We start from the raw sequence: 21,162 nt of genomic DNA, 5'->3' as shown, positions 1-21,162 counted from the left end.
GGGGAGCCCCATGTACAAGGTTTATGGCGATTACAAATCGGGCAACTGCTACAAGATCAAATTGATGCTCAGCCTGCTGGGCATCCCGTATCAATGGGTGGATGTGGACATCCTCAAGGGTGACACCCAGACCGCCGAATTCCTGGCGAAGAACCCCAACGGCAAGATCCCGGTGCTGGAACTGGAAGACGGCACTTGCCTGTGGGAGTCCAACGCGATCCTCAACTTCCTGGCCGATGGCAGTGAGTTTCTGCCGTCCGAGCCGCGCCTGCGCACCCAAGTGCTGCAGTGGCAGTTCTTCGAGCAGTACAGCCATGAGCCGTACATTGCGGTAGCGCGGTTTATCCAGTTTTACCTGGGGCTTCCCCAGGAGCGTCTGGAGGAATACAAGAAGCTGCACAAGGGCGGTTACAAAGCGCTGAAGGTCATGGAGCGCCAGTTGCAGTTGACGCCGTACCTGGTGGGCGATCAGTTCTCCATCGCCGACGTGGCCTTGTATGCCTACACCCATGTGGCCCATCAAGGTGGTTTTGACCTGGACGCCTATCCGGGTGTGCAGGCGTGGATGGCGCGGGTAGCCAGCCATCCGAAGTATGTGCCGATGCTGGACTGATAACGGGGTCGAAATGTGGGAGCGCGCTTGCTCGCGAATGCAGTGTGTCAGTCACTGATGATTCGACTGACGCACCGCATTCGCGAGCAAGCCCGCTCCCACATTTAGCTCAAGGGTGTGTCAGGGAGTTCGTCGTGCAGCAGATCGAAGCAGCGTTGCGCTGCGGGGCTCAGCCCCATCCCGCTCCGACTGATCAAGCCGATTTCCCGGTTCACGCCGGGATGCTCGATGTTGATGCGCTTCAATCCCTCCAGGCTGTCCGCCGCCGATTCCGGCAGAACACTGATCCCCAGCCCCTGGCGCACCAGCGCCAACACCGTAGACATGTAGTTGGCTTCCATGCCTGCGTTCAGGGTCAGTCGTGTCTGGTCAAACAACGCATCCACCTGCTCGCGCACACTGCTGTCGCGACCGGTGAGGATGATCGGCTGGTCCGCCAACTGCTCCAGGGTCAGTTGGGGAAAGCGGGTGAGGGGATGATCCAGCGGTACAAACGCGCACAAGCGATCATTCAGCACCGGCACGAATTCCAGGCCATGACTGAGCCGTGCGCGCACGCCGATACCAAAATCCACCTCGCCGGAACGCACCTGAGCGTGAATGCGATGGGCCACCAGATCATGCAGGCGCACCTCGATCCCGGCAAAGCGTTCGCGAAACAAGCGTAGAACCGGCGGCAAAGCGCCGGCACATACCGAAGGCAGCGCGGCGATTGTGACCACGCCTCGACGCAGGGCGGCCAGGTCGCGGGAGCCGGTGACGATGTTGTCCAGGTCCAGCAGCAGTTTTTCCATGGGGCCGCGCGCGTCCTGGCCGGCGGCGGTGATGCTGACATGGCGCGGGCTGCGGTCGAGCAGGGCGACGCCGAGCCAATCCTCCAGTTGTTGCACCTGCACGGTCAGTGCAGAAGGCGACAGATGCAGCTCATTGGCTGCCTTGGTGAAACTGCCCGTGCGGGCCACCGCCAGAAACGCTTGAATGTGTTGGATACTGTTCTTCATTTTGTTTTTCCGAACACTAGCTGGTGAATATTCCAATTTACAAAGACTAACCCGCTTCCAATACTCCGGGTAAAACAATAACCGGCCACCAAGGCCGCTCTGGAGTAACCCATGCTCGCTACCCTGGGTGTCATTACCATCCTGTGCCTGCTCGCTGCCGTCATGAGCAAACGCCTCTCGCCCCTGGTGGCCCTGATCGCACTGCCGATCATCGCCGCGTTGCTCGGCGGGTTCGGCCTGCAAACCAGCGCTTTCATCATCACCGGTATCAAGAACGTCGCCCCGGTCGTGGGCATGTTTGTGTTCGCGATCCTGTTTTTCGGGATCATGACCGATGCCGGCATGCTCGACCCCATCATCGATCGCATCCTGCGCACGGTAGGGACGCGTCCTACACGCATTGTCGTCGGTACCGCGACCCTGGCGTTGCTGGTGCACCTGGACGGCTCCGGCGCAGTGACTTTTCTGGTGACGGTGCCGGCGATGCTGCCGCTCTACACACGGTTGGGCATCGATAAACGCATCCTTGCCTGTGTCTGCGCGATGGCGGCCGGGGTCAACTTCTTGCCGTGGACCGGTCCGGTGTTGCGTTCGTCGGCCGCCCTGCACGTGCCGGTGGCAGACCTGTTCCAACCGCTGATCCCGGTGCAGATCGTCGGCCTGATCTTCGTTTTCGCCTGTGCCTGGTGGCTGGGCCGTCGCGAAGAAAAACGCCTGGGCCTCGGCGCCGGCTCCACCGTGGATGCAGTGCCCCAGCGAGTACTCAGTGACGACGATATCAAGCTGCGTCGCCCGCGCCTGTTCTGGGTTAACCTGATCCTGACCGTGCTGGTGATGGTGGTGATGATTGCCGGCTGGGTCGACCCGGTGGTGATGTTCATGCTCGGCACCGTGGTGGCGCTGTGCATCAACTACCCGAACGTCGACGCCCAGCGCGCCCGCATCGATGCCCATGCCAAGACCGCCCTGACCATGGCCAGCATCCTGCTCGCCGCCGGGGTGTTCACCGGCATCATGCAGGGCACCGGCATGCTCAAGGCGATTGCCGAAGTGGCGGTGGCGCAGATTCCCGCCGGCCACGGCAAGTTGATTCCTGCGGTGGTGGGTTTCATTTCCATGCCGTTGAGCATGTTGTTCGACCCAGATTCCTACTATTTCGGCGTGATGCCGGTGATCGCCGAAGTCGGCAAAGCCTTGGGCGTCGACCCCCTGCAAGTGGCCCAGGCCTCGTTGCTGGGTGTGCACACCACCGGCTTCCCCGTCAGCCCGCTGACGCCCGCGACCTTCCTGTTGGTGGGCCTGTGCAAGATCGAACTGGCCGATCACCAGCGCTTCACCATTCCGTTTCTGTTCGCCGCGTCGGTGTTGATGACCCTGACGGCGTTGCTCCTGGGAGTTATTTGAGATGAAAACCTTGCGCATCGGTTCCGGCGCCGGCTATTCCGGCGACCGTATCGAACCTGCCGTGGAACTGGCCGAACAGGGCGACCTGGATTACCTGGTGTTCGAGTGCCTGGCCGAAAGAACGATTGCCTTGGCGCAACAGGCGCGGATCAACGATCCAGACGGTGGCTACGATCCGCTGCTGAGTGAACGCATGCGCCGCGTGCTGCCCTTTGTTGGCGAAAAGGACGGCCGCCGTCGCTTGCGGGTGATCACTAATATGGGCGCGGCCAATCCGGTGTCGGCCGCCAGTGAGGTGCGTCGAATAGCTAAGAAACTGAGCCTTGATCTGAAGGTGGTTGCGGTCGTCGGCGATGATGTGTTGAAGGCGTTGCGGCCCGAGTGTTTGCTGGATAACGGCCAGACCGTCGAGTCCCTTGGCGAGCGGCTGATTTCCGCGAATGCCTATTTGGGCGTCGACGGCATTCTGCAGGCGCTGCGCGCGGATGCGGACGTGGTAATCACCGGGCGCGTGGCTGACCCTTCGCTGTTCCTGGCACCGCAGATGTTTGAATTCGGTTGGGCCGCGGACGATTGGCAGCGCCTGGGGCGTGGCACGTTGGTGGGGCATTTGCTTGAATGCGCCGGGCAAGTCAGCGGTGGCTATTTTGCAGACCCTGGCTTCAAGGATGTGGAGGACCTGGCGCGCCTGGGTTTCCCCCTGGCCGAGATTGACGCAGAGGGTGAAGCCTTGATTACCAAGGTGGCCGGATCCGGCGGGCGGGTCAGCGGGGCAACCTGCACTGAGCAGCTTATCTATGAAGTGCATGACCCGGCGGCGTACCTCACGCCTGACGTGACGGCCGATTTCTCTCGAGTGGGCTTTGTTGAGGAAAGTATTGATCGCGTGCGTGCCCAAGGTGCGGACGGCCGTGCACGCCCCGAAAAGTTGAAGGTCAGCGTCGGCTATCTGGACGGTTGGATTGGTGAGGGGCAGATGTCCTACGGCGGTCCCGGTGCTGTCGCACGGGCGCAGCTGGCGCGGGATGTCGTCCTCAAGCGGCTTGAGTTAATGGGCGTGAAGATGCAGGACGTGCGTGCCGAACTGATCGGCATGGACTCGCTCCACGGCCCACGCAGCACGGTCGAGCCCTGGGAAGTACGCCTGCGCGTGGCAGCGCGCTGTGACGATCGCGGCGAGGCGGTGCGGGTGGGCAATGAAGTGGAAACCCTTTACACCAACGGCCCGTCGGGCGGCGGCGGCGCGAGCAAAAGCGTACGTCAGGTGGTGGCGGTGGCGTCGTTGTTGCTACCGCGCGATAAGGTCAATCCGAGGATCGAAGCATGAAATTGCACACGCTGGCCCATTCCCGTACTGGGGATAAGGGCGATACGTCGAATATCTCGATCATTGCCTACCGTGCCGAGGATTACCCACTGCTGTGCGAACAGTTGACGGCCGAGCGCGTGGCCGAGTTTTTCGCGGGGTTGCGGGAGCCTGGGGCGGCGCCTGTGCGGCGCTATGAATTGCCGAACGTGCAGGCCCTGAACTTCGTACTGCCGGGCATCCTGCGCGGTGGGGTCACCCGTTCGCTGGCGCTGGATGCCCATGGCAAGTGCCTGGGCTCGGCGTTACTCGATCTTGATTTGGCAAGACTGAACTAAATGTGGAAGCGGCGTAAGCCTGTCAGACCGCAGCGAAGCGCTTGTCCAGATAATCAATGATCACCTTGGAGTCATACATCCAGGTGGTCTGGCCATTCTCTTCGATACGCAGGCACGGCACCTTGATCTTGCCACCTTGCTCCAGCAGGGTCTGGCGGGCCTGTTCGTTGTTCTTCGCATCTTTCAGCGCGACGGGCACATTCAGGCGGTGCAAGGTGCGGCGGGTCTTCACACAGAACGGGCAGGCGTGGAACTGATACAGGGTCAGTTCCTTGGCCGCTGCGTTCACCTGTGCCTGTTGCTCGGCGGAACGCTGTTTTTTGCGAGGGCGGGTAAGAAAGTCGCCCGCGATGATGACGTGGCCGAGGCCCACTCGAAGTGCTTTGACGAACATGGCTGAAACCTCTTGCCCATGAAGAAGGGGCCGCAGCTTACCTCAATTTTGCGGGCGAAAAAAAACCGGCGATGAACGCCGGCTTTTTCGTACTCAGCCTGTTACTTGATCAGGCTGAGGAATTCGCTGCGGGTGGCCGCGTTTTCGCGGAATTCACCCAGCATCACCGACGTGATCATCGACGAATTCTGTTTCTCCACACCGCGCATCATCATGCACATGTGCTTGGCTTCGATCACTACGGCCACGCCCAGGGCACCGGTCACTTGCAACACGGCATCGGCGATCTGGCGGCTAAGGTTTTCCTGGATCTGCAGGCGGCGGGCATACATGTCGACAATCCGCGCAACCTTTGACAGGCCCAGCACCTTGCCGCTTGGGATATAGGCTACGTGCGCCTTGCCGATGAACGGCAGCAGGTGGTGTTCGCACAGCGAGTACAACTCGATGTCCTTGACCAGCACCATTTCGCTGTTGTCAGAGCTGAACAAGGCACCGTTGGTGACTTCTTCCAGTGTCTGCTCATAACCGCGGCAGAGGTACTGCATCGCCTTGGCGGCACGCTTTGGCGTGTCGAGCAGGCCCTCGCGGGAAACGTCCTCGCCGAGTTGGCCGAGGATCGCCGTGTAATTCTGTTCCAGGGACATGAAACTACCTGTGGGATTTTCGCAAAGCGCAAGGTTACGGTGACGGGCACATCGCTGCAAGCCTGACGATGGCACTTGTTACTCGTCGCGCCCTTCCATCATGGTGCGTCTGAGCATGACATACACTGCCCCCGCGCCGCCGTGGCGGGCTTGGCATGAGGTAAAGCCGAGCACCTGGGCATGCTGGCGCAGCCAGGTGTTGACGTGGCTTTTGATCATCGGCCGCTTGCCGTCCAGCCGCACGGCCTTGCCGTGGGTGACGCGTACACAGCGGATTTCGAATCGGGTGGCTTCGGCGAGGAAGGCCCACAGGGTTTCCCGGGCTTTCTCCACGCTCATGCCATGCAGGTCAAGGCTGCCTTCGAACGGGATCTGGGCGGCCTTGAGCTTGCGCATCTGGCTTTCCTGCACGCCATCACGGGCCCACATCAGCTCATCTTCGGGGCCGACATCGATGACGAACTGGTCCGACAGGCCATCCACGGTGGTGGCCTCGGTGCGCACAGTCGCGGCCTGGCGCAGTTTGGCGATCTGCGCCCGGTCGGCCTTGGGTTTGCCGGTGTCGGCGCGGTCGTGCTTGATCGGCTTGACGCCGCGCAGCTCGTTTTTGAACAGGGAAAAATCGTCGTCTTGCATGTTGGCCTCCGCGAAGGGCGGGCAGTTTACCTAAATCGCGGCGGCCAGGGCGCAGGAAACGCTATCCAAGCGCCATCAGTCGTGCTTTTTCATCAGGTGTGAAGCGATATTCAGCGACAACGGCTGACGCATTTTCCGCTGGCTGCGTCGCCATAACCATACGCCCAACCACAGCACCAACAGCCCGATCGCCAACAGAATCGCCGAGCCACCTGGGCTGGCATTCAGCTCGCCGAGCGCGGGCGAGTGACCAAACAGACCCGCGCCACCAGCGCCGGCCAACAGCAAACCAACTATCGCCAGCAGCGCGGCAATGCCGGCCACCAGGCGCAGACGCCAGTTGCTCGGGCCCTTGGGGCGCAAGCGACGAGCATCAAAACCATCGGATATCTTCATTCCGACCTTTCCTCCAGGGTATCGGCCCTTCGACCGGACAATACACAGGTTGTTCCGGGGGGAGGGGTAAATGCGCCAAATGAAAGGGCTTTGCGGATGAGCGGGGCAATAAACATTGCCGCGCCGCTCATCAGAAGGTCGATCAGATCAGATCTTTGGTCAACGCCAGGGTGGCGAAGTTGTCGGCCATGATGGCCATTTCAGTCTGCTGCACGTGTTCGGCGCTGAGGATGCCGCCTTTGTAAGGCAGGTCGCGGGTCGCGCAGGCGTCTTCCACCAGGGTGCAGCGAAAGCCCAGGTTCTTGGCCGCGCGCACCGTGGTGCTGACGCTGGAGTGGCTCATGAAGCCGCAAACGATCAAGTCCAGGGAACCGAGGTCCTGCAAGTGTTTTTCCAGGCCTGTGCCGTGAAAGGCGCTGGGCAGCAGCTTACCGATGATGGTTTCGTCGCCTTCAGGCTCAAGGCCGGGAATGAATTCGCCGCGCTCACCCTGCGGGTCGAACAGGCCGCCAACGGTGCCTAGGTGACGGACATGCACGATCGGCCGCCCGGCGTTGCGTGCGGCTGACACAAGTTGCTTGATGTTGCCGACAGCCGCGTCCATGCCCGAGAGGGCGAGGGGGCCGCTGAGGTATTCCTTCTGGGCGTCGATGATCACGAGGGTCGCATGGCTGAGGTTCGCCGCTGCGTAACCACGACCGCTGAGTTGAAACATCGTCTTTGGAACGGACATTCTGGGGCTCCTGTGAGGGGGGCTTTTGCGACATTGTCCACTGGCTGAGCGGTTCTGTGAATCGCTACCATCGTAAGGTACGCCGTTGTTGGCGTGCAGCCATGTCAAGAGGTGGGCCTGTTTACCACAATGATGGCAATTTGGATGAAATCCGACGGATGGCGACGGGTTTCCGTACATCGTCGGTACAGGTGAAGGCTGTTAGAATCGCCAGTCGTTTTTTCCAGGAGCTTGCCCCCGTGACCACTTCTTCCCGCCTGCGCACCTTGCGCGACCATATCCGTTGGGCTGTCAGCCGTTTCCATGGGGAAGACCTGTATTTTGGCCATGGCACCGACAATGCCTGGGACGATGCCCGGCAACTGGTGCTCGGCGCGTTGCACTTGCCGTGGGAAATCGCCGACAGCTACCTCGACTGCAACCTGGAAGAAGAGGAAATTGCCCACCTGCAACGCTTGCTGCACCGCCGCATCCACGAACGCGTGCCGACGCCTTATCTGATTGGGGAGGCCTGGTTCTGCGGCATGTCGTTTATCGTCGATGAGCGCGTGCTGATCCCGCGCTCACCGATTGGCGAACTGATCGAAAACCGCTTCGAACCCTGGTTGGCCCAGCCACCGGCACGCATCCTCGACCTGTGCACCGGCTCCGGTTGCATCGGCATTGCCTGCGCTTATGAGTTCCAGGACGCCGAAGTGGTGCTGGGGGATTTGTCCTTCGAAGCCTTGGAAGTGGCCAACCAGAACATCGAGCGCCATGGTGTCGACGAGCGTGTCTACACCGTGCAGGGTGACGGTTTTGACGGCCTGCCGGGCCAGCGCTTTGACTTGATCGTGTCCAACCCGCCGTATGTGGATGCCGAAGACTTCGCCGACATGCCCGACGAATACCAGCACGAACCGGAACTGGGCCTGGCGTGTGGCGACGATGGCCTGAACCTGGTGCGGCGCATGCTGGCCGAAGCGGCGGACCACCTGACCGAGAAGGGCCTGCTGATTGTTGAAGTGGGCAACAGCCAGGTGCACGTCGAGGCGCTGTACCCGGAAGTGGATTTTGCCTGGCTTGATTTCCAGCGCGGTGGGCATGGGGTGTTTATGTTGACGGCGGAGCAGTGCCGCCAGCATCAGGCAGTATTTGCCGCCAAGGTTTAACGGTAGGAACGCGGTCAGTGTGGGCGCTGGCTTGCCTGCGATAGCGGTGTATCAGTAGCAGATGTGGGAGCTGACCTACTGCTATCGCAGGCAAGCCAGCTCCCACATTTGATTGCGTTTGCGCCCACTAACGGTGCGTCGCAATCCAGATCAACAACCCGGCCTGAAACACCGTAAACGCCACCAGGCAAGTGATGGTAAAGCGCAACCCGCTGTCCTCGCGCTTGAACTTGATCACCTTTTCCTCTTCCTTGCGCAGCTTCACTTCCTGTTCCGCCAGGTTCTGCTCGGCTTGTTGCAGCATCTGCGCCGCTTCCAGAATCTCCACGAACTGCACTTTTTCCGTGTTCCAACTGTCCAGCACGTTGCTGACCTTGCCCGGCTGAACGTTACCTTTCAGGTGCTGCACATCGGCGTAGGCCACATCAAAGCCCTGGATGCGCAGGAAGTGATCGCGGCGCAGGCGGGTGGCTTCGTTCAGCGCATCTTTGTTGGCCAGGTCGACGCCGTCGACGCGATAGTGCGACCACTTCTTTTTCGCCCACGCTGCGCCTTGGGCGACGAGGAAGCGGCCCAAGCCACGGTTGGCCGGCTCGATTTCCAGGCTGTTACCGGGGCCAAAGTGCACGCGATGCGTATCGTGGTCGACCCAGATATCCAGCTGATTCTGTTCACGGCGCACGCGTTGGCCAGGCAACTGAATGACCATGCGCAGCAGGCTACGGTGTTTGTCATGGCGCTCGGCATAGCCGAACTGCACGAACCGCAACGGCCGCACGCCCGTGGCGCGGTCGGTGGCCAGGGGCGCCAGGCGCAGCATCTTGAAATGCTCAGCCTGCACGTCCGCCCACGGCAGGGGCGCCACGTTGACGGCCTCGGTTTGTTCAGCCGGGGTGTCGGCGGTGGATTCCGGTGTTGCTTCAGTGGTTGTCATGCGGCGCGATCCTGTCCAAGCCCAGCTAGCCGACAGTCTTTTTACTGTCGACTCTGGGCTTATCGGCCGTTTTCCCCAGGACTGGAGGCAAATTGTCGCTTAACGGGGTTGAAGTCCGTCGATAAAGCGCACCAGGCGGTTGCCTAGCTCGGCGGCGAGGGGCCGTTGCGGGTCGTTGTAGGAGGCCAATTGCTGCTTCACGTCGTTGGGCACGATACGCATCACGTGGTTCATGCCTTCGATCACTGCAAGCTGCGCGTCGGGCTTGGCCTTTTTCAGTTGCTGAGCGTCGCCCACGCCGACCTGAATATCGTGGGTGCCCTGGATGATCAGTGCCGGCATGTTCAACTTTGCAAAGGCCGCCGACGGATCGGCACGGAACAGGCTGATCAGATACGGCTGCACACTGGGTCGGAAAATGCCTTCCAGCGGGCCAGGCACATCCGCATCCACTTGGCCGGCCTTGAGGTGATCAAGAATTTGGTTGCTGCGCAGCAGCAGGGCAGGGGGCAGGTGATCGGCCAACTGTTGGCGGATGACTTGATCAACCGGGCGCGCGCTACCGGACAGCGAGACCACGCCCGCCGGGTCCAGTTGCGGCGCGGCGAGGGCGGCCACCAGCGCACCTTCGCTATGACCCAGCACAATCAGCGGGCCCAGGCGTTTGTCAGCCTTGAGCAGTTTGCCCCAGGCCACGGCGTCTGCGACGTAAGCGTCCAGGGTCAGGTTGCGTTCATCGGGGGTGGCCGCCAGGCTGGCCGCGACCCCGCGCTTGTCGTAGCGCACGCTGGCGATGTTATGTCGCGCCAGCACCCAGGCCAGGCGCTTGAGGCTATCGTTGCGTGCGCCGTCGGCGCTGTTGCCGTTGCGGTCGGTGGGGCCGGAGCCGGCGATGATCAGCACCACCGGTACGGGTTCTTCGGATTTAGGCAGCAAAAGCGAACCAAACAGCTCGCCGCTGCCCGTGTCCAGGCTGATAGGCCGTTGCAGCACCACAGGGGAGGCGGCGAAGCCAAGGCTGGAAAACAGGGTGAGGGTCAAAAGCAGTACTCGCAGCATCATCGCGCCATCATGAGGAAGGTGCCGGTTGGACCAAGGTCTACCGCTAAGGTTTCGAGGATGAACTACTCGGTTAGCCTGCGTATACTGGCCGCCTTAAGTTATTACGGTTGACTTGATTCAACTGATTTCACGGAGCGCCCTGCATGTCCGGCAATACCTTCGGCAAGCTGTTCACTGTCACCACCGCGGGCGAAAGCCATGGCCCGGCGTTGGTCGCCATTGTCGACGGCTGCCCGCCCGGCCTCGAGCTGTCCCTTGAAGACCTGCAGCGTGACCTCGACCGCCGCAAGCCCGGCACCAGCCGCCACACCACCCAGCGCCAGGAGCCCGACGAAGTCGAAATCCTCTCCGGCGTATTCGAAGGCCGCACCACTGGCTGTGCCATCGGCCTGTTGATCCGCAACACCGACCAGAAGTCCAAGGACTACTCGGCGATCAAGGACCTGTTCCGTCCGGCCCACGCCGACTACACCTACCACCACAAATACGGCGAACGCGATTACCGTGGCGGCGGCCGCAGCTCGGCCCGCGAAACCGCGATGCGCGTGGCGGCAGGTGCCATTGCCAAGAAATACCTGGCCACCCAGGGCATCGTGATCCGCGGCTACATGAGCCAACTGGGCCCGATTGAAATCCCGTTCAAGACCTGGGACAGCGTGGACGACAACGCTTTCTTCAGCCCCGACCCGGACAAGGTGCCTGAATTGGAAGCCTATATGGACCAGTTGCGCCGCGACCAGGACTCCGTCGGTGCCAAGATCACCGTGGTCGCCGAAGGCGTGAAACCCGGTCTGGGCGAACCGATCTTCGACCGCCTCGACGCTGAACTGGCCCATGCGCTGATGAGCATCAACGCGGTGAAAGGCGTGGAAATTGGCGCCGGCTTTGCCTGTGTCTCCCAGCGCGGCACCGAACACCGCGACGAGCTGACCCCGGAAGGTTTCCTCAGCAACAACGCGGGCGGCATCCTCGGTGGTATTTCCTCCGGCCAGCCGATTGTGGCGCACCTGGCGCTCAAGGCGACGTCGAGCATCACCACGCCGGGCCGTTCGATCGATGTGCACGGCAACCCGGTGGACGTGATCACCAAGGGGCGCCACGATCCTTGCGTCGGCATCCGTGCTACGCCGATCGCTGAAGCAATGATGGCCATCGTGTTGATGGACCACCTGCTGCGCAACCGTGGGCAGAATGCCGATGTTCGTGTGAGTACGCCGGTGCTGGGCCAGCTGTGACGACCTGCTGGAAAGAGCCAGCGTGCTGTGGTGAGCGAGCTGGCTCGCGCTGGGCGGCGAAGCAGCCGCAGTTATGACTCCGGCCCTCCCATACTGGCGCCTCTCCAGCTTCTATCTGTTCTACTTCGCCCTTCTGGGGGCGACGGCGCCATTCCTGGCGCTGTACTTCGACCACCTGGGCTTCTCCAGCGCGCGCATCGGCGAACTGGTGGCCATCCCCATGCTGATGCGCTGCGTGGCGCCCAACCTGTGGGGCTGGCTGGGCGACTACACCGGCCGGCGCCTGGCCATCGTGCGCTTCGGCGCGGTGTGCACCTTGGCGAGTTTTTCGCTGATCTTCATCAGCCACACGTATGCCTGGCTCGCCCTGGTCATGGCCCTGCACGCGTTCTTCTGGCACGCGGTGCTGCCGCAGTTCGAAGTGATCACCCTCGCGCACCTGCAAAAACAGACCTCGCGCTATAGCCAGATCCGCCTGTGGGGCTCCATCGGCTTCATTCTCACCGTGGTGATCATGGGCCGCCTGTTCGACTGGCTGAGCTTGGACATCTACCCAGTGGTAGTCGTGGTGATCATGGCCGGCATCATCGGCGCCAGCGTGTGGGTGCCGAATGCGCAACCTGCCAGTCACGGCAATCGTCTGGCGGGCGAGGGCTTTCTCAAACAATTGCGGAGCCCCGGCGTTCTGGCGTTTTATGCCTGCGTGGCGCTGATGCAAATGAGTCATGGCCCGTATTACACCTTTCTCACCCTGCACCTCGAACATCTGGGCTACAGCCGTGGTGTGATCGGCATGCTGTGGGCGTTGGGCGTGGTGGCGGAAGTGCTGATGTTCCTTGCCATGAGCCGCATCCTCTCGCGCTTTTCGGTACGCCGGGTGCTGCTGGCGAGTTTCCTGTTGGCGGCGCTACGCTGGCTGCTGCTGGGCTCGTTTGCCGAGTTTTTCTGGGTGCTGTTGCTGGCGCAGGTGATGCACGCCGCGACCTTCGGCAGCTTTCATGCGGCGGCGATTGCCTTCGTGCAGCGTAGTTTTGGCGACAGGCAACAAGGTCAGGGCCAGGCGCTGTATGCAGCGTTGGCCGGCACCGGTGGCGCATTGGGCGCCCTGTATTCCGGCTATAGCTGGAACCTGTTGGGGCCGACCCTGACCTTCAGCATCGCCAGCGTCGCCGCCCTGGCGGCCGCCGTTATTATCGGTTTTCGATTGCAAGAGCAGAACCAAGGAACCCTTCAATGAGTTATGTCGCTGTCTACTCCGTCGCTACATCGGATACGCCGAACAAGGTCCTGACCCATTTCGATGACATCGTCGCCACCTTGGCCGAGCATGGCGTGCGTTTCGAGCGCTGGCAGCCCGGGCCGGTCGAGAAGGGCGCCAGCGATGCCGAGCTGATCGCCGCCTGTCAGGCGCAGATCGATACCCTCGGCTACCGTGCTGTCGAGGTGCTGAGGGACGCCGGTGATCAGGCGCAGAACGCCGAATTACGTGGGCAGTTTCTCCACGAGCGCCGCTACAGCGAAGACGACGCGCGGTTTTTCCTCGCCGGCCAGGGCCTGTTCGCGCTGCACATTGGCGACTACGTATACGCCGTACGCTGTGAGAAAAACGACCTGCTGGTAATCCCGGCCGGTATGGCGCACTGGTTTGACGCGGGCGAGCACCCGCACTTTGTGGCGTTGCGTTTATTCAATACAGCGGAGGGCGGGATTCCGGAGTTCACGGGTGACGATATTGCCCGGCGTTTTCCCGGATTGGATGATTAATCGCGAGCCATCAGAAACTTCAACCCCCGTACGTTGGAAGTTGTTGTGGGAAGAAACTTAAGCTCGTGTAGGGCCTTGCTGTTTATTCTGGGGGCCACGCTTTAATCCCACGCCTTATGTAACTCTCTTCGGTAAGCACGTTTATATCATCCGTCAATAGGAGGAATCCGAAGGGTGATAGGACGTCCGCCAATAAAAAAGGAGAGAAACTAATGAGAGGCCCAAGTAAATCGTTAGCGGCCCCGTATTTGGTGCCCAACGCAGTCAGGCGGCGTATTAATCTGGCGGGCAAGCGCTTGACGCCCACGGAGCTGGAAATACTGCGCTGGGCCTCGGAAGGCAAGACGGTGTGGGAGATCAGCCAGATACGCGCCACGTCTGAAGCCACGGTGAAATTCCATCTGCGCAATATCTACGGCAAGTTGGAAGTCAGTAACCGTGTCCAGGCGATGAACGAAGCGGCGCGCAAGGGGCTTTGCTGAAGGCATCAAAAAAAGGGCCGCGACACCCTGGGTGTCGCGGCCCTTTTCTGTATCGGCTGCTTAAGCCGAGTGGTAAGTCGGCAGGGCAAAGCGGTTCTGGCTTTGCAGCATCGAAATTTGGGGCAGGTCGCTGGCTTGTTCAGCCAGGTCGCGGCGGATGGCGCTGATCACCCAAGTCAACTGGTCGGCAGTGTGCAACTGCTGGTAGGAGATCGAACGCTTGACCTGCTTGCCTTCGCTGTTACGCAGGGTCAACAGGATGCCACCGTCGGGACGTGGCTGAGTGGTGACGTCGTAGTTGGAAAATACTGAAGCGAATTTATCTTGGATCAGGCTCATGTCTATCAGCTCCGTTGGCTCAAGTTGGCAAGCATGGAGTGATAGGTGCAGTGATTGTGCCAGCTATTGATTTTATAAAATGTCGTTATAAATCAATAAGATACAAAAAGTGTAAATTTTCGATTTCGTGCAATTTGCATGAATGGCCATCATGCATCCTGCATTTTGCGTGGCTCGACACGGCTGGACGGACGCGCCATTACCCTTAAAGACTGCGCCCGCGTTGCGAAATTCCTTTTTCCATCGGTCGTTCATCGGGATACAAAACTTTTCAAATCCTGCGTGTACAGCCCAAGAGAGGCTGACGTACTTTCCTGCAAGGTTTACTAAGAATAAGAAAAAGGACGTTCCCATGAACCATTCGCCAAACGACATGATTACCTGGGGCATGATGCTGCGTAAGGTGCCCGCTATTGTCCGCGCCCTGCCACGGGTAGTGCGCGGCATGCGTGCCGCCAACGTCACCGACCCTCAGCAACCCTGCGGCCTGGGCTGGCACTTCGAGCAAGCCACCCTGCGCAATCCGGATGGCGCCGCGTTGTTGTACGCCGACCGCGTACTCAGCTACACCGAAGTCAACCAGTCGGCCAACCGTATCGCCCACCACTTGCATGCTCAGGGCATCCGTAAGGGCGATGTGGTGGCGATGTTCATCGAAAACCGTCCCGAGTTGCTGCTGAATGTGCTGGCCGTCGCCAAGTTGGGCGGTATCTGCGCCATGCTCAATACGGCGCAGACCCAGGCGGCGCTGGTGCACAGCCTGAACCTGGTGAGCCCGGCGGCGATCGTGGTGGGCGCGGAATTGGTGGCTGCCTACGAGGCCGTACGCAATCAAGTGGCGATTCCCGCCGAGCGCACCTGGTTTGTCGCTGATCAACAGGCCAGCGCGCTGCCTGACGGGTACTCCGACTTGATGGCCGCCAGCACCGAAGCCCCGGTGGATAACCCGCCGAGCAGCGCGCAGATCTTCTTCAACGACCCCTGCTTCTATATCTACACCTCCGGCACGACGGGCCTGCCCAAGGCCGGCATCATGAAACATGGCCGCTGGACCAAGACCGCCGTCAGTTTTGGCAGCATCGCTCTGGACATGGGCCCGGACGATGTCCTCTATTGCACCTTGCCGCTGTACCACGCCACCGGTCTCTGTGTGTGCTGGGGCTCGGCGATTATCGGGGCGTCGGGGTTTGCCATCCGGCGCAAGTTCAGTGCCAGCCAATTCTGGGATGACGCTCGACGGTTCAAGGCGACCACCCTGGGTTATGTCGGCGAATTGTGCCGTTACCTGCTTGATCAACCTACCAACGTCAGCGACCGCGATCATCGTGTGACCAAGATGGTCGGCAATGGCCTGCGTCCCGGCGTGTGGGCGCAGTTCAAGGCGCGGTACGGCGTTGAGCATGTCTGCGAGTTGTATGCGGCCAGCGACGGCAACATCGGCTTCACCAACATATTGAATTTCGACAACACCGTCGGCTTTTGCCTGCAGCATTGGGCGCTGGTGGACTACGCCCATGACAGCGGCGAGCCGGTTCGTGGCAGCGACGGCTTCATGCTTAAAGTGAAGACCGGCGGGCAAGGTCTGTTGCTGGCCAGGATCGATGAAAAGTCGCCCTATGACGGCTACACCGACCCGGAAAAGAACCGTAAGGTGATCCTCACCGACGTGTTCGAGAAGGGCGATCGCTACTTCAATACCGGTGATCTGGTGCGCAGCATCGGCTTCGGTCATGCGCAATTCGTCGACCGCTTGGGGGATACCTATCGCTGGAAGGGCGAAAACGTCTCCACCACCGAAGTGGAGAACGTGCTGCTGCAACACCCGCAGATCGCTGAAGTGGTGGCCTACGGTGTCGAAATCGAAAACACCAATGGCCGCGCCGGGATGGTTGCCATCACCCCGAGTGAGTCGCTGGCCTCGTTGGATATGCGTGAGTTACTGCAATTTGCCCACGGCCAGTTGCCACACTACGCGGTGCCGCTGTTCCTGCGCATCAAGGTCAAAATGGAGACCACCGGTACGTTCAAATACCAGAAGGTGAAGCTCAAGGAAGAGGCGTTCGACCCGGAGAAGGCGGGCAATGACCCGGTCTACGCCTGGTTGCCCGGTTCGGACTGCTATGTGCCGGTCACTGGGCAGCTGTTGGCGCAGATCCAGGCCGGACACTTTCGTTATTAAGCCGCGCGATTGAATATGCCTATGGAGGCTTTTGACAAAAAAGCCATGACAGGTGGGAACTCCCTCGCGACACTGGGCGCCATATAGAGGACCAGACAAGGAGCCCCACATGTCAGACCAAGCCAAACAAATGACCGATGACGAAGCCGCAGAATTTGCCGAGCAGGTGTTCGACGTCGCCCGCAAAGGCGACGCCGCCATGCTCGCCGCACTGCTGGCCAAGGGTTTGCCAGCCAACTTTCGTAATCACAATGGCGACACCTTGCTGATGCTTGCGGCCTATCACGGTCATGCCGACGCGGTAAAAGTGCTGCTGGAATTCAAGGCTGACCCGCTGATTGCCAACGACAAGAACCAGCTGCCGATTGCCGGTGCTGCTTTCAAGGGCAACCTGGAGGTGGTCAAGGCACTGATCGAAGGCGGTGCGCCAGTGGACGCGTCTTCCTCCGATGGCCGTACGGCACTGATGATGGCCGCGATGTTCAATCGCGTGGAAATGCTCGACTACCTGCTCGGCCAGGGCGCCGATCCCAAGGCCACTGATGCACAGGGCGCAACCGCGTTGGCGGCGGCACACACCATGGGCGCAGTGGATACGGCGGCGAAGTTGCAAAAACTGGTGTAGGCCGGGGAAGGCGAATCACGGGTTACAGTAGCTTGGCCCAAACATACCAAGTGAATGCACCGGTAATTTGCAGCCTTGAAAAACAGTAGTAAGCGATAAGCCAGCGTTTCAAAACAATAGGGATCGCGGCGAGCTCCTCTTCGGTGATCTCGCCGCGTTTGATCATTTTTTTGGGTCTGACGGCATAGTCAATGATGGCGCTTAATCGGAATGACTCATTCATGACTGTGTTCCATCACCAGAACTTTTTTTCGGCCTGTACTTCACGGTTGTTGGGGAAGTAGCTTTCCAATTCTTCAAGTCTCCACTTACGTAGGTACCAATGGAGTACACAGTCCAGTACCAGTGCGGGGCGATTACGAGAACGACGACTTTTTCCCATGTCATGACCATCAGTCTTTTGCCTCATAAAGGATGTCCCCAAATTCCTCGCCAACCGAGCCTCCGACATTGCCCCCCGCCAATCCGCCCGCGACCCCTCCAATGATTGCGCAACCCAGCGCACCTAACCCATGCTTTCGTATTTCAGTGTCACGGACTATAAGTAGCTGAAGGCGCCATAAATCAGCGTGTTGGAATTTCGGAATTGGACTACGTACGCACCTGAGCAGGTCCTACAATTGCGCGAAGTTGTTGTACAGGGTAGCCGGTGTTATCTTCCCGGCCCCAATTCAGCCCGCTACAGGACCACGCCCATGAAAACCGCCCTCGTCGAACTCATCAGCAAAATCAGCGCCGGCGTCATGAGCGAGGATGAAGTGGCGCGCATTGCCGATGAAGCGGCCCAGGCCTACGCGGACCCGGCGGCGTTTCTGGCGGCCAACCCGGATATCAACTACGACGACAGCTTCCCGATTCCGTTGGGGGAGTGGGTCGTGGTCGGCAGCCTGCCAGACACCGTGCTGTTCCAGGCCGATACCTACGGCGACCTGTTCGCGCAGATCGTCGCGTCGTTCGGCCCAGGCGTGGCGTTCAACCTCAAACCCAAGCAACTGGCCAAGACCGAAGACCTCACGGCGTTGAACCGCATCCAGATCCAGATGAGTGCCCTGAGTCCGGAAGACGGTGGCTATGTGCTGCTTAACTTCAGCCAACTGCTGGATGACGAGATCCAGGCCGTGCTGGTCTACGGCAACGACCTGCCGCGGGTGCTGGAGTTGTGCGCCGAACTGGGCATCAAGGGCGAGCCGTCCCTGGAAGCGCTGAAGATCGCCGTTCACGTCTGAAATAAAACGGAACCCCCACCAGGGCTGGCTATCCTACAAGTGCATGCCCTCACTTTAGGAGCGACACCATGGGTTCCACTTTTAATGGCTTGATCGGGCTGATCATCCTGGCGCTGGATATCTGGGCGATCATCAACGTATTCAAAAGCGGCGCGAGCACGGGCGCCAAGGTGCTGTGGATTTTGCTGATCCTACTGCTGCCGGTGCTGGGGCTGATCATCTGGGCGATTGCCGGGCCGCGGGGCAATGTGCGGATTTGATTATCCGATAGATCTAGACTGAGCACCGTTCGTGTGGGAGCAAGCCAGCTCCCACATTGGTTTGCGTACACCCATTAGATTTGTGTATCGAAATATTCGTTGCACGGAATTTTCACATCCCATCCAAGACAATTCGCCGGCTTCATTTCCCTGCCAGGGGCTCTAATCCCAGTGCCACTCAAGGCGGGGCAGGGGTGCGCGTTCAGTAATTAATAGCCTTGCTGCCGTTGATCGGGCACCATTTGCGCCACTGCACTACTTCGTCACTTAAACTTCCAATGGGTCCTAAAACGACATGGCAAACCCGGACGCCCTGAATCAGCAGCGAGCTTCTAATCGCCTGCTGCAACCAACCGTCAAATCCCATCTGGCGTACACACTGCTCTGTGCACTGGTCATGATGGTGATGTTCTCCCTGCTGCGCCTCGCGCTGCTGGTGTACAACCGCGAGATGATCCTCGACACGCCGGCCTCGACCTTCCTGGAAGCGTTCGGCAATGGCACGCGCTTGGACATCCGCTTCGTGATGTACGCGTTGATCCCGCTGCTGCTGGCACTGTTCAGCGTCCGCGCCATGGCCGCGCGTGGGTTCTTCCGTCTGTGGCTGACCGTCGTGTCCAGCATTGCCCTGTTCCTGGGCCTGATGGAAATGGACTTCTACCGCGAATTCCACCAGCGCCTCAACGGTTTGGTCTTCCAGTACGTGAAGGAAGACCCGAGTACCGTGATGAGCATGCTCTGGTACGGTTTCCCTGTGGTGCGCTACCTGCTGGCCTGGGCCGTGGGTACGCTGATCCTGAGCATGGCCTTTACAGGTGCCGATCGCGCAACGCGCCCACGCGGCCCGTTCAGCGGTGGCAGCATCGGCACCCGCCAAGTAGCGCCGTGGTACACCCGCATCGCGGTGTTTATGGTCTGCCTGCTGATCGCCGTGGTCGCCATTCGTGGCACCCTGCGCCAGGGCCCGCCGCTGCGTTGGGGTGACGTGTACACCACCGACTCGAACTTCGCCAACCAGCTGGGTCTCAATGGCACGCTGTCGTTGATCGGCGCGGCCAAGGCACGTTTCTCCGAGCACCGTGACAACACTTGGAAGGCCACACTGGAGCAGCCGCTGGCGACCCAGACCGTGCGTGACATGCTGGTGCTGCCGACAGAAAAACTGGTGGATACCGACACCGCCGCCGTGCGCCGTGAGTTCACCCCGCCGGCCGAGAACACCCTGCCAATCAAGAACGTCGTCGTGATCCTGATGGAAAGCTTCGCCGGTCATTCGGTCGGTGCGCTGGGCCGTCCGGGCAATATCACGCCGTACTTCGACAAACTGTCCAAGGAAGGCCTGCTGTTCGACCGCTTCTTCTCCAACGGCACGCACACCCACCAAGGGATGTTCGCCACCATGGCGTGCTTCCCGAACCTGCCGGCGTTCGAATACCTGATGCAGACCCCGGAAGGCAGCCACAAGCTGTCGGGCCTGCCGCAGTTGCTCAGCGCGCGCAAGTTTGACGACGTGTACGTCTACAACGGTGATTTTGCCTGGGATAACCAGTCAGGCTTCTTCAGCAACCAGGGCATGACCAACTTCATCGGTCGTAACGACTTCGTCGACCCGGTGTTCTCCGATCCGACGTGGGGCGTGTCCGACCAGGACATGTTCAACCGTGGTCTGGAAGAGTTGAAAGCCCGTGAAGGCGGCAAGCCGTTCTATGCCCTGCTGCAAACCCTGTCCAACCACACGCCGTATGCGTTGCCGACACCATTGCCGGTGGAAAAGGTCACGGGCCGTGGCAGCCTCGACGAACATTTGACGGCGATGCGCTACTCCGACTGGGCCCTGGGCCAGTTCTTTGAAAAGGCCCGCAAGGAGCCGTACTTCAAGGAAACCCTGTTTGTGATTGTCGGCGACCACGGTTTCGGTAACGAGCAACAGATTACTGAAATGGACTTGGGCCGCTTCAACGTGCCGATGCTGATGATCGCACCGGGCATACAGGAGAAGTTCGGCGAGCGTGACCACACCGTGGGGACCCAGATCGACATCGTGCCGACCATCATGGGCCGTCTCGGTGGCGAAACCCTGCACCAGTGCTGGGGCCGCGACCTGTTGAACCTGCCGGAAGGCGACAAGGGCTTCGGCGTGATCAAACCGTCGGGTAGCGACCAGACCGTGGCGCTGCTGACGGGCGACCGCGTGCTGGTATTGCCTAAGGAAATGCCGCCTAAGCTGTGGTCGTACGAACTGGGCGCCGAGCCGAGTGGTAAGGTCATTTCCGAATCGCCAGACGAGGCCGCACTGAAGCAGAAGCTTGAATCGTTCCTGCAGACAGCGACCAAGAGCCTGTTGGATAACACCGCAGGGGTGGTAGACGGTAAGCCGGACTAATCGACCGGCAATAAAAAAGAGGCCTTCAAGAAGGCCTCTTTTTTTGCCCTGCGT

General features: G+C 60.3%; 24 protein-coding genes. 14 read left to right on the top strand and 10 right to left on the bottom strand.

The window, feature by feature from the left end:
• Positions 1-10 precede the first annotated feature (10 nt).
• On the top strand, positions 11-613 hold the full coding sequence (locus AB4N92_RS03410) for a glutathione S-transferase family protein (protein WP_021490803.1): 603 nt from the start codon (positions 11-13) through the stop codon (positions 611-613).
• 104 nt (positions 614-717) lie between these two features.
• Here AB4N92_RS03410 and AB4N92_RS03405 read toward each other — a convergent pair whose 3' ends face one another.
• Complete coding sequence (locus tag AB4N92_RS03405) at positions 718-1,614, bottom strand: LysR family transcriptional regulator (protein WP_010208849.1); 897 nt, start codon at positions 1,612-1,614, stop codon at positions 718-720.
• Positions 1,615-1,725: 111 nt separating this feature from the next.
• On the opposite strand from AB4N92_RS03405, the gene AB4N92_RS03400 reads away from it, so the two are divergent.
• Genes AB4N92_RS03400 through AB4N92_RS03390 form a run of 3 tightly spaced genes read left to right on the top strand, consistent with a single transcriptional unit; the run spans position 1,726 to position 4,662 of the window.
• Entirely contained in the window at positions 1,726-3,018 is a 1,293-nt protein-coding gene (locus AB4N92_RS03400) for a CitMHS family transporter (protein ID WP_016976366.1), read from the top strand.
• Position 3,019: 1 nt separating this feature from the next.
• Positions 3,020-4,345 carry an acyclic terpene utilization AtuA family protein gene (locus AB4N92_RS03395; protein WP_154846756.1) on the top strand — a complete coding sequence of 442 codons (1,326 nt, stop codon included), beginning with the start codon at positions 3,020-3,022 and terminating at the stop codon, positions 4,343-4,345.
• Positions 4,342-4,662 carry an AtuA-related protein gene (locus AB4N92_RS03390; protein ID WP_010208852.1) on the top strand — a complete coding sequence of 107 codons (321 nt, stop codon included), beginning with the start codon at positions 4,342-4,344 and terminating at the stop codon, positions 4,660-4,662. Before AB4N92_RS03395 ends, AB4N92_RS03390 begins: the two co-directional genes overlap by 4 nt.
• 22 nt (positions 4,663-4,684) lie before the next feature.
• Here AB4N92_RS03390 and AB4N92_RS03385 read toward each other — a convergent pair whose 3' ends face one another.
• The 5 genes from AB4N92_RS03385 to AB4N92_RS03365 all read right to left on the bottom strand — a co-directional run bounded on the left by AB4N92_RS03385 (position 4,685) and on the right by AB4N92_RS03365 (position 7,468).
• Positions 4,685-5,056, bottom strand: coding sequence for a glutathione S-transferase N-terminal domain-containing protein (locus AB4N92_RS03385; RefSeq protein ID WP_010208853.1), 372 nt, complete (start codon positions 5,054-5,056; stop codon positions 4,685-4,687).
• Positions 5,057-5,157: 101 nt separating this feature from the next.
• Positions 5,158-5,703 carry a GTP cyclohydrolase I FolE gene (folE, locus tag AB4N92_RS03380; protein WP_003236739.1) on the bottom strand — a complete coding sequence of 182 codons (546 nt, stop codon included), beginning with the start codon at positions 5,701-5,703 and terminating at the stop codon, positions 5,158-5,160.
• Positions 5,704-5,781: 78 nt separating this feature from the next.
• Positions 5,782-6,339: a Smr/MutS family protein gene (locus AB4N92_RS03375; RefSeq protein WP_010208858.1), complete on the bottom strand. Its 558-nt coding sequence runs from the start codon at positions 6,337-6,339 to the stop codon at positions 5,782-5,784.
• 75 nt (positions 6,340-6,414) lie between these two features.
• Positions 6,415-6,735: a hypothetical protein gene (locus AB4N92_RS03370; protein ID WP_236267117.1), complete on the bottom strand. Its 321-nt coding sequence runs from the start codon at positions 6,733-6,735 to the stop codon at positions 6,415-6,417.
• Positions 6,736-6,877: 142 nt separating this feature from the next.
• Positions 6,878-7,468 (bottom strand): cysteine hydrolase family protein, encoded by a 591-nt coding sequence (locus AB4N92_RS03365; RefSeq protein WP_010208860.1) that lies wholly within the window; start codon positions 7,466-7,468, stop codon positions 6,878-6,880.
• 239 nt (positions 7,469-7,707) lie between these two features.
• Between AB4N92_RS03365 and prmB the strand changes: the two genes are divergently transcribed.
• Positions 7,708-8,619, top strand: coding sequence for a 50S ribosomal protein L3 N(5)-glutamine methyltransferase (gene prmB, locus AB4N92_RS03360; protein ID WP_042571844.1), 912 nt, complete (start codon positions 7,708-7,710; stop codon positions 8,617-8,619).
• Positions 8,620-8,746: 127 nt separating this feature from the next.
• On the opposite strand, the gene AB4N92_RS03355 is transcribed toward prmB, so the two are convergent.
• Positions 8,747-9,553 (bottom strand): hypothetical protein, encoded by an 807-nt coding sequence (locus AB4N92_RS03355; RefSeq protein ID WP_010208862.1) that lies wholly within the window; start codon positions 9,551-9,553, stop codon positions 8,747-8,749.
• Between the two features lie 99 nt (positions 9,554-9,652).
• Positions 9,653-10,615 carry an alpha/beta hydrolase gene (locus tag AB4N92_RS03350; RefSeq protein WP_069672408.1) on the bottom strand — a complete coding sequence of 321 codons (963 nt, stop codon included), beginning with the start codon at positions 10,613-10,615 and terminating at the stop codon, positions 9,653-9,655.
• Positions 10,616-10,758: 143 nt separating this feature from the next.
• On the opposite strand from AB4N92_RS03350, the gene aroC reads away from it, so the two are divergent.
• The 4 genes from aroC to AB4N92_RS03330 all read left to right on the top strand — a co-directional run bounded on the left by aroC (position 10,759) and on the right by AB4N92_RS03330 (position 14,096).
• Complete coding sequence (aroC, locus tag AB4N92_RS03345) at positions 10,759-11,850, top strand: chorismate synthase (protein ID WP_010208866.1); 1,092 nt, start codon at positions 10,759-10,761, stop codon at positions 11,848-11,850.
• 73 nt (positions 11,851-11,923) lie between these two features.
• Positions 11,924-13,087, top strand: coding sequence for an MFS transporter (locus AB4N92_RS03340; RefSeq protein ID WP_010208867.1), 1,164 nt, complete (start codon positions 11,924-11,926; stop codon positions 13,085-13,087).
• On the top strand, positions 13,084-13,614 hold the full coding sequence (locus AB4N92_RS03335) for an acireductone dioxygenase (protein WP_045791804.1): 531 nt from the start codon (positions 13,084-13,086) through the stop codon (positions 13,612-13,614). Before AB4N92_RS03340 ends, AB4N92_RS03335 begins: the two co-directional genes overlap by 4 nt.
• 212 nt (positions 13,615-13,826) lie before the next feature.
• On the top strand, positions 13,827-14,096 hold the full coding sequence (locus tag AB4N92_RS03330; protein WP_010208869.1) for a response regulator transcription factor: 270 nt from the start codon (positions 13,827-13,829) through the stop codon (positions 14,094-14,096).
• 60 nt (positions 14,097-14,156) lie between these two features.
• Here AB4N92_RS03330 and AB4N92_RS03325 read toward each other — a convergent pair whose 3' ends face one another.
• Positions 14,157-14,435: a DUF3509 domain-containing protein gene (locus AB4N92_RS03325; RefSeq protein WP_010208870.1), complete on the bottom strand. Its 279-nt coding sequence runs from the start codon at positions 14,433-14,435 to the stop codon at positions 14,157-14,159.
• A gap of 352 nt (positions 14,436-14,787) precedes the next feature.
• Between AB4N92_RS03325 and AB4N92_RS03320 the strand changes: the two genes are divergently transcribed.
• Together AB4N92_RS03320 and AB4N92_RS03315 are read left to right on the top strand one after the other, a co-directional pair.
• Positions 14,788-16,614: a long-chain-acyl-CoA synthetase gene (locus tag AB4N92_RS03320; RefSeq protein ID WP_010208871.1), complete on the top strand. Its 1,827-nt coding sequence runs from the start codon at positions 14,788-14,790 to the stop codon at positions 16,612-16,614.
• A gap of 109 nt (positions 16,615-16,723) precedes the next feature.
• Complete coding sequence (locus AB4N92_RS03315) at positions 16,724-17,239, top strand: ankyrin repeat domain-containing protein (protein WP_021490800.1); 516 nt, start codon at positions 16,724-16,726, stop codon at positions 17,237-17,239.
• 22 nt (positions 17,240-17,261) lie between these two features.
• Here the strand turns inward: AB4N92_RS03315 and AB4N92_RS03310 are convergent, their stop codons facing one another.
• Complete coding sequence (locus tag AB4N92_RS03310) at positions 17,262-17,462, bottom strand: hypothetical protein (protein ID WP_106119544.1); 201 nt, start codon at positions 17,460-17,462, stop codon at positions 17,262-17,264.
• A gap of 472 nt (positions 17,463-17,934) precedes the next feature.
• Here AB4N92_RS03310 and AB4N92_RS03305 point away from each other — a divergent pair, with 472 nt between their 5' ends.
• From AB4N92_RS03305 to AB4N92_RS03295, 3 genes are all read left to right on the top strand, one after another.
• Entirely contained in the window at positions 17,935-18,465 is a 531-nt protein-coding gene (locus AB4N92_RS03305; RefSeq protein ID WP_010208874.1) for a hypothetical protein, read from the top strand.
• A 68-nt stretch (positions 18,466-18,533) separates the two neighbouring features.
• Positions 18,534-18,725, top strand: coding sequence for a PLDc N-terminal domain-containing protein (locus AB4N92_RS03300; RefSeq protein WP_003172956.1), 192 nt, complete (start codon positions 18,534-18,536; stop codon positions 18,723-18,725).
• A 295-nt stretch (positions 18,726-19,020) separates the two neighbouring features.
• Positions 19,021-21,108: an LTA synthase family protein gene (locus tag AB4N92_RS03295; protein WP_236267118.1), complete on the top strand. Its 2,088-nt coding sequence runs from the start codon at positions 19,021-19,023 to the stop codon at positions 21,106-21,108.
• Positions 21,109-21,162 lie beyond the last annotated feature (54 nt).

It is taken from the genome of Pseudomonas sp. S3_A09 (genome assembly GCF_054668065.1).
This window is presented reverse-complemented; position numbering and strand designations above follow the sequence as displayed.